The organism is Bacteroidota bacterium, from assembly GCA_008933805.1.
GTDB lineage: Bacteria > Bacteroidota > Bacteroidia > UBA8524 > UBA8524 > SB11.
The window spans coordinates 40329-49063 of sequence record WBUH01000024.1; the positions used below are offsets into that span (position 1 = coordinate 40329).

An 8735-nucleotide genomic window follows, 5' to 3' on the forward strand; every position below is an offset into this window, starting at 1 on the left:
GGTAGGATGCTTTATCTCGTTCAGATTCCGGCCAATGCGCTACCCTAAGTTCAAAATAATTTCAAATTCTGACGGATTGCTTCGTCAGCCGAAGACTGTTTCCTCGCAATAACGGGGAAGCCAACCAATTTTCAAATCACCAAATCTTCAAATTAGCACCCTTCGGCAAGCTCAGGGTGAGATTACATATTCCTCCGATACTGGCCGCCTACTTCAAACAAGGAGTTGGTTATTTGTCCCAGTGAGCAGTATTTTACGGCTTCCATCAGTTGCTCAAACAGGTTGCGGTTTTCTACCGCAGCTTTTTGCAATTCGGCAAGCAGTTGGTGGGCTTTATCGGCGTGTACTTTGTGCAACGCCTCCATTGCGGTTATTTGGTAATCTTTTTCCTCTTTGGTACTGCGTATTACCTCCTGAGGCACCACCGTAGGCGAACCTTTCGACGATAAGAAGGTATTTACCCCAATTATCGGGAACTCTCCGGTATGTTTCAGTGTCTCGTAATACAAGCTCTCTTCCTGTATTTTATTGCGTTGGTACATGGTTTCCATAGCACCCAACACACCACCGCGTTCGTTAATGCGGTCAAATTCAGTCAACACAGCTTCCTCCACCAAGTCGGTAAGCTCTTCAATGATAAACGCCCCTTGTATCGGGTTTTCGTTCTTCGCCAAGCCCAACTCTTTGTTAATAATCAACTGGATGGCCATGGCGCGGCGCACGCTTTCTTCGGTAGGGGTGGTGATAGCTTCGTCGTAAGCGTTGGTGTGCAAGCTTTGGCAGTTATCGTAAATAGCGTATAAGGCTTGCAACGTGGTGCGTATATCGTTAAAATCAATCTCTTGTGCGTGTAGTGAACGGCCACTGGTTTGAATGTGGTATTTCAACATCTGGCTGCGCTCGTTAGCTCCGTATTTGTTTTTCATGGCTTTTGCCCAAATACGTCGGCTTACACGACCAATCACACTGTACTCAGGGTCGATACCGTTACTAAAGAAAAACGATAGGTTAGGGGCAAAATCGTTGATGTTCATTCCCCTGCTCAAATAGTACTCAACATACGTGAAACCATTTGATAATGTGAGTGCTAACTGCGTAATCGGGTTGGCGCCCGCTTCTGCAATGTGGTACCCGCTGATTGACACCGAGTAGAAGTTGCGCACGTTCTTATCAATAAAGTACTGCTGCACATCGCCCATTACCCGTAAGCTGAACTCTGTACTGAAAATACAGGTGTTTTGGGCTTGGTCTTCTTTCAATATATCTGCTTGCACTGTACCGCGTACCGAAGCAAGGGTTTTGGTTTTAATGGTTTCGTACACATCGGCGGGCAATACTTGGTCGCCGGTAACGCCCAACAGCATCAAACCCAATCCGTCGTTACCCTGTGGCAAATCGCCTTGGTACTTAGGTTCTGGTAAGCCTTTGGCCGCAAAAATGTCGTGTATTTTCTTTTTCACTTCATCCTCTAAGCCGTTTTGCTTGATATACAACTCACACTGCTGGTCGATGGCGGCATTCATAAAGAAGGCACACAAAATGGCCGCAGGGCCGTTAATGGTCATTGATACCGAAGTAGTAGGGTCGGCAAGGTTAAAGCCCGAATACAGCTTCTTAGCAGCATCCAAACTCCAAACCGATACTCCCGAATTACCCACCTTACCGTAAATATCCGGACGGTAATCAGGGTCTTGGCCGTAAAGTGTTACCGAGTCAAACGCAGTTGAAAGACGTTTGGCGGGCATACCCAAACTTACGTAGTGGAAGCGGCGGTTGGTACGCTCAGGGCCACCTTCGCCAGCAAACATACGGGTAGGGTCTTCGTTCTCACGTTTAAAGGGGAATACACCCGAGGTATAAGGAAACTCGCCCGGTACGTTTTCTTGCAATATCCAACGCAATAAGTCGCCCCATGCTTGGTATTTGGGTAAAGAAACTTTGGGAATGCGCGTATGTGATAATGACTCACTAAACGTTTTGATTTTCAGTTCCTTATCGCGTACTTTAAATATAAAATAATCGGCTTTATAGCTCGCTACTTTGGCATCCCATTCCTCTAACAACTTCTTGTTTTTAGGGTCAAGGTTCAATTCAACTTCCTTGTAAGCAGCTTCTAAAGCAGTTATCAAATTGTTTTTATCCGCCGTGTTGGTTTCTTTTATTGCCTCTATGCTTTGGCGCAGGCTGTAAAGTTTTTGGGCGGTAGCCACTTGTTGGTCTACCCAACGGTCATATGCACGGTTGTTTTCGGTAATCTCGCTCAAATAGCGGGTACGCTCGGGTGGGATGATGTATATCTTTTTCGACATTTCTGCCGATACCTCAAACGTTGATTTTAGCGGCGCACCTGTTTTAGCCACCAACATATCAATAATGTTGCGGTACAGGCGGTTCATACCCGGGTCGTTAAACTGTGAGGCAATCGTGCCAAACACAGGTATTTGCTCATCGGGAGTATCCCACAACTGGTGGTTGCGTTTGTATTGCTTTTTCACATCACGCAAAGCATCCAACGCACCGCGTTTGTCAAATTTGTTCAGGGCAATAATATCTGCAAAATCCAGCATATCAATTTTTTCCAGCTGTGTGGCCGCACCGTATTCGGGGGTCATCACATACAGGCTCATGTTGCTGTGCTCTATAATTTCGGTATCGCTTTGCCCGATGCCCGAAGTTTCAAGGATAATCAAATCAAACTTGGCAGCCTTTACAATATCTACCGCCTCTTTTACATACTTGCTAAGGGCAAGGTTGCTTTGGCGAGTAGCCAGCGAACGCATATACACACGGGGATTGCGGATGGCGTTCATACGGATACGGTCGCCCAGCAATGCACCGCCGGTTTTGCGTTTTGAAGGATCTACCGATATAATGGCGATGGTTTTGTCTTTAAAATCAATCAGAAAGCGGCGCACCAACTCATCCACCAGCGACGATTTACCCGCACCGCCCGTGCCTGTAATACCCAACACAGGGGTTTTAACATCGTTGCTTATTTGCTGAACTTCGGCCAAAAAGGGAATGGCTTCTTCGTAGTTGTTTTCGGCGGCTGAAATAAGACGGGCAATGGATTTCACATCGCGCTCGGCAAGGTGTTTCACTTCGCCGTTCAGGTTTTTACCGGTAGGGAAGTCGCTTTGCTGTAATAAATCGTTTATCATGCCCTGCAAGCCCATTTCACGGCCATCATCGGGCGAGTAGATACGGGCAATGCCGTACTCGTGCAGTTCTTTAATCTCTTCGGGAAGTATCACCCCGCCGCCGCCGCCAAACAGTTTTATGTGGCCGCAGTTGCGTTCCTTCAACAGGTCGTACATGTATTTAAAGTACTCCATGTGGCCACCTTGGTAGCTGGTAATGGCTATGGCCTGTGCATCTTCTTGTATCGCGCAATCCACAATCTCGGCCACGCTGCGGTCGTGCCCCAAATGTATCACCTCGGCACCGCTGCTTTGCAGTATGCGGCGCATGATGTTAATGGCGGCGTCGTGCCCGTCGAACAGGGCAGCAGCAGTAACAATGCGGATTTTGTTCTTTGGTTGGTATATCTCTACGGCGGTAGCTGTACTCATGGTTTACAGTGTATTGAAACCGCGAAGATAAGGAATTTTGGGGAGGTGGAATTAAATCTAGTAACTTATTCAAAGTTGATATATTCACTATACCAATATAGAAGCATATCAACAGTCCCTAAAATTATTTTGTCCCATTGATAAGGAGTAAGCTCGAACTCCCTGTGGTTTGCCTTCAAATGAACAATACTGCATCTCAAGTCGTACAACCAATTGCTATTTGCTTTTGCCTGCCCGTCGATTGCTTGCGCAGCAATTTTTATCCGTTTTTTATATTCACCTGGTGTTTCCTCGAAGATTTTATTTAAAGTATTCCTTTCATTTGGTCTCCAATTCAAACTAAATTCGATCTTTTCTAAAAACTCTAACTTTGTTATACTACCTTTTTTAGAAAAAATATTATTATATGGTTCATTAATATATACAATTTGATATAGCATTTCTATACATCTATATAAATCAAGAAATGCAAACTTAAATTGAAAGGATAACAAGGCCTGAATTATATTTTCATATTTAAGAATTTTTGAATCAAGTAAAACAAGATTTGATATTGCTTCTAAAGTATCGTTTGAAAATGGCAGGTTAATAAATTTTTTATTTATTGACAGATAATGAGCAATTAACTGTTGATGTTTTCTTTGGTTTGTTGAATAAAGATATTGACCAGATATCTTCATTACAAAAATATTTGGAAAAATCTTTAATAAATCATTTAGTTCATGTCCCTCATACCCTACAAGGTTCTTATGTTGAGATAAAATATTTTGCACCAATTGATCATTCGAAATGTTTTTTAAAACTGGTAATTCAAATTCATAAATAACTCCTACAAAAAGTCCAGGATTTAGTGAACAAGGCATTAAGGCTTGAGGTATATTGTCAGGGATAGAAAAACCAGTAACTACAAAATATTCATCGCCTTCAAATTCTGCTATTGAAAAAACCGCTTCTTGAGTTATTTTTAACCTATCTTTAAACTTAACCTCACATAACCATTTTTGATCAATATTATCTCCCCAAACCCATCTAGGATGATTAAAGGTATTATCATGATCATCAATACTTACATCAAACCTCATTTTTATGAGGTCAAATAATAATTCGTTAGCTTTTTTTAATGATCGGCTCATTGATTAATGAGATGAACGCCAGCAAGGAGTGAGTGTTTGCAATTGATTAGTATTAGCCAATTCAATAAATGTTTTAAATGATTTTAAGAAAAAATTCCTTTCAAATTCACCTACTTTTGAAGTTCTGACATTTAGCTGCTCATCAAGTGTTGGCAAATCAATCAGTTCAAATAATTCATTTTGAGTTTTACCGGATAAACTTTCTATGAATGTTGATATATTAAGCGTGACCTTATCAAATTTCCTTTTTTGTTCATCCTTTGAAAACTCAACACCTGGTAATCCAAAAATTTCTTGAGATAAGGCAACAACTAATCCCGCTCTAGCCGGCTGTGAAGAAAAAATATTTTTACCTGACTTAAATTTATTTAACTCTATATCTGTTGGATTGGTGTTTAACTCAGAAAAAGCTTGATCTAGATTAACTAAAAGTTTTGAAACCCCAAAAAACATCTTAGTAAATTCCTCATTACCACTGGTTTCAATTATATCTAACCTAGCAAACTCTTCTGCAAGTTCTTCTTGAATATCTATGTTAACTCTTTTAGCGCCAAAAAGCATGAATAATTCAATAAACTGGCTAGCCTGATACTGTCCCCCTTTTGTTCTGCTAGTAGCTTCATCGGAAGTAAATAATTCTAATCCTGTCACATTGGATTCAAGTTCTTTTTTCAGCTGTGAAAAAACGACTTCTATTTGCCGTTTAATATTCCAAGGAATTTGACCTGAATTCAGCACAAGCATTCTGTATATTAGGCTATTCGTAGACCTTGAAATCCACAACTCGAGTCTAATTTTTCTGTCTAAGTCTAATATATTGGATTGTTTCGCTTCAAACAATGCAGTAGTTCTTTGCATCCCATCAATAATGCTTATTTGCTCCTCAATGTTAACCTCTTTAAGTAACGGAACTACTTTTGAACTAATCTCTTCTTCTAAAGTTTCAAATTGTTTATTTGATAGATTTAGACCTAAAACAATTGGAGGAATAACTGTTCCCCTTATCAAATCATCTATTAATCGTTTTCTTATTCTTTGAGCTGATTTTGTTTTAAGAGGGGAACGTTGTCCTTCTATACCTCCCTTGTTTTTATATACATCTTCAATAAAAATCAAATAGTCTTTAATTTGTGCTGTTAATAATACTGAATAACACTCTACTCTTGTATCTTTTGAGTGATCAATATACGAGAACGCAACTTTTTCTTCTTGCATAGTAACAAAGATAAATTTGTTACTATTTTATTTTGAAGAATTGTCATAAATAATTTATCAAGGAACATGAACACCCATGTCATTTATTATAATATACTTATATAAAGAGCATTACAAAATATAAATTTATATAATCCTTGTATATTTTGACGAGAATTAAGTACCAGTTAACCCCTTCTCCAAATTGGAGAAAGACGAAGTTGGGCTGTGGTCGAAAGGCTGATTGCGGGGATGATGCCAAAACGCAAACGACTTTAGTCATTGCGATAAAACCGTCTTTGGGTTTTGAAGCAATCTGTTTACACAGTCTCAAAGGGATTGCTTCTGACAGGCTGCGCAAGGCATCGCAATGCCGGGGGCTTGGTAAAGAAGATGTTCAGCCAATCCATATTTCGATTTTCAGTCACACTTACTAAAACTTGCACTCTAATATTTTTTTTAGTGCTAAATACGTTTGTCTATTATTGTATTATTATGCGTTGGAAATAATATTTCAGAAACCTAAATAAAGTGGGAATGGAAGACAATCTTAAGGATATGGAACCAAAGGAATTGATGATACTCAATTCTAAAATAATGATTGAACTAAAGGAAAAACAGGTGATACGTACTAAAAACAATCCAATTGCAGATTATTGCGAATGGCTTGTGTCAAAAAAGTTTAACTGGAATTTACAAAAAAACTCAAATGCAGGTTTTGATATTATTGATAACGAAAATCTTAGGGTTCAAATTAAATGTAGAACATTGGAAAAAGGCAAGGGCACCCGACAATTAGGTGTAATTAGAAACCTTGATGGAGATACTTTCGATTACCTTATCGGTATTCTATTTAATGAACACATTGAAGTTGTTGAAGCATATCTGATTTCTAAACCTTTGATAATAAGGTACTCAAGATATAGTAAGCACCAAAACGGGCATATTTTATCACTAAAAGGTGAGTTGCTAAATGATAAGGAACTGAAAAATATAACCAATGAATTGCAATAAACACGTCATTTAATGCTATGAATGTTAAAGAAGAGATACCTCATCCGAACCTTCGGGATCATTTTATTCAATTTGGAACATCCACATGGACTGAAAATGAAGCCGAAGAGTATCAAACTGAATCAGTAAGAAGGGCAGTATATAATAATGGGAAATTTAGTCCTCATGGTTCAAGTGAAATCCCTATGGAGGATATGGTAATGTTGTTACGTGAATGTATAATAAGAAAAAAATTAAGCCGGTTGCAAATCCTGAAAATGATCTTTTCTACTTTCTTTAAGTATAAAAAATCAAAATGAGGCATTTGAGCGCGGTGCTGCTTTTGCCCTCATCCTGAACTATTTTAAATACGGTGAGCGTAACCCCTAAATCTCATAAAGGGGACTTTCGCCCAACGACGTACGAGTGCCAACGGCCTTGTGCGGTAGGTTCCACCTTCAGGGGGAAAGATAAAAGGGGCGAATCAGTTAATCAACAAGTCAACAAATCTGTAAATACCGACCACCCCCAGCCCCTCCTTTACCACGCACAAGTCCAACACAAGGAGGGGAGCCGCCCTGCAAGCCATTTACAGACGAACGAGATTAATAACCATTAACAAATAACCAACCCTTGAGCCTGTGCGGCTGCCAAGTCCCCCTCCTTCGGTGGGTTTGCGGGAAGGGTAAGGAGGGGTTAAAAACCATATTCGGGTTTTGACGCAACTCATTTGCATAGTTTCAAAGAGATTGCTTCTGCCAAGCTACGCAAGGCATAGCAATGACGGGGTGGCGAGAAAATCAATAAATCTGCAAGTTAACAAATCTGTAAATACCGACCACCCCCGGCCCCTCCTTTACCATGCACAAGTCTTTCACAAGGAGGGGAGCCACCCTACAAGCCTTTTATAGACGCACGATTATTGGTAATTGACAGATTGTTTGAGGATGGTGAGCTTGTGCGGCTGCCAAGTCCCCCTCCTTCGGTGGGTTTGCGGGAAGGACAAGGAGGGGTTAGGGGTGGTTTCTTAACTCACCCCAGCTATTTACCCGACTTCGAGTGCTCAATTTCCCCCTCTCTATGCAAAAGAGAGGGACGAAGTGATGAGCGTCGGGCTGTATGGTTATTCGAGGGTGAGTTAAAGGTTTTCGAATTTCGTCATTGCGATAAAACCGTCTTCGGGTTTAGAAGCAATCCGTTAGCATTGTTTCAAAGGGATTACTTCTGCCAAGCTGCGCAAGGCATCGCAATGACGGGGTGGCGAGAAAATTAGTAAATCTGCAAGTCAACAAATCTGTAAATACCGACCACCCCCAGCCCCTCCTTTACCACGCTCAAGTCCAACACAAGGAGGGGAGCCGCCCTGCAAGCCTTTTACAGACGAACGATTATTGATAATGGATTGAATATTTGGAATTGGTGAGATTGTACGGCTGTTCCCCTCCTTCGGTGAGTTTGCGGGAAGGACAAGGAGGGGTTAGGGGTGGTTAAAAACCGTCTTTGACTTTATAAGCAACTCATTTGCATAGTCTCAAAGGGATTGCTTCTGCCAAGCTGCGCAAGGCATCGCAATGACGGGGTGGCGGAGACTACCCCTAAATCCCACTTCGACTACGCTCAGTACTGGCTCTAAAGTGGCTTTTGCCCAAATACGTACGAGTGCTGACGGGTTGTGCGTGGGTTTCCCCCTGCTAAGGGGGAATACAAGGGGGTGTCAGGCCTGTATGGGTGTTCGGCGTTAAAAGTCACACCTCCCTCAATCCCTCCTTACTCAAGGAGGGAAGTCGGCGCACTATCCAATGAACGGCGAGCGAGTTTGATTAGTTGTCGGCCATCATTGGGC

5 protein-coding genes are annotated in these 8735 nt (G+C 41.3%); 2 read left to right on the forward strand and 3 right to left on the reverse strand.

Going from position 1 to position 8735, the window contains the following annotated elements:
• Nucleotides 1-182: 182 nt before the first annotated feature.
• The 3 genes from F9K23_17840 to F9K23_17850 all read right to left on the reverse strand — a co-directional run bounded on the left by F9K23_17840 (nucleotide 183) and on the right by F9K23_17850 (nucleotide 5920).
• Complete coding sequence (locus F9K23_17840; GenBank protein ID KAB2913218.1) at nucleotides 183-3572, reverse strand: methylmalonyl-CoA mutase family protein; 3390 nt, start codon at nucleotides 3570-3572, stop codon at nucleotides 183-185.
• A 65-nt stretch (nucleotides 3573-3637) separates the two neighbouring features.
• Entirely contained in the window at nucleotides 3638-4705 is a 1068-nt protein-coding gene (locus F9K23_17845) for a hypothetical protein (GenBank protein KAB2913219.1), read from the reverse strand.
• 3 nt (nucleotides 4706-4708) lie between these two features.
• Entirely contained in the window at nucleotides 4709-5920 is a 1212-nt protein-coding gene (locus F9K23_17850) for a hypothetical protein (protein KAB2913220.1), read from the reverse strand.
• Nucleotides 5921-6436: 516 nt separating this feature from the next.
• Here F9K23_17850 and F9K23_17855 point away from each other — a divergent pair.
• Nucleotides 6437-6913, forward strand: coding sequence for a hypothetical protein (locus F9K23_17855; GenBank protein KAB2913221.1), 477 nt, complete (start codon nucleotides 6437-6439; stop codon nucleotides 6911-6913).
• Between the two features lie 17 nt (nucleotides 6914-6930).
• The gene (locus F9K23_17860) at nucleotides 6931-7212 is read left to right on the forward strand and encodes a hypothetical protein (GenBank protein ID KAB2913222.1); all 282 of its coding nucleotides are present in this window, start codon (nucleotides 6931-6933) and stop codon (nucleotides 7210-7212) included.
• The last annotated feature ends 1523 nt before the right edge of the window (nucleotides 7213-8735 follow it).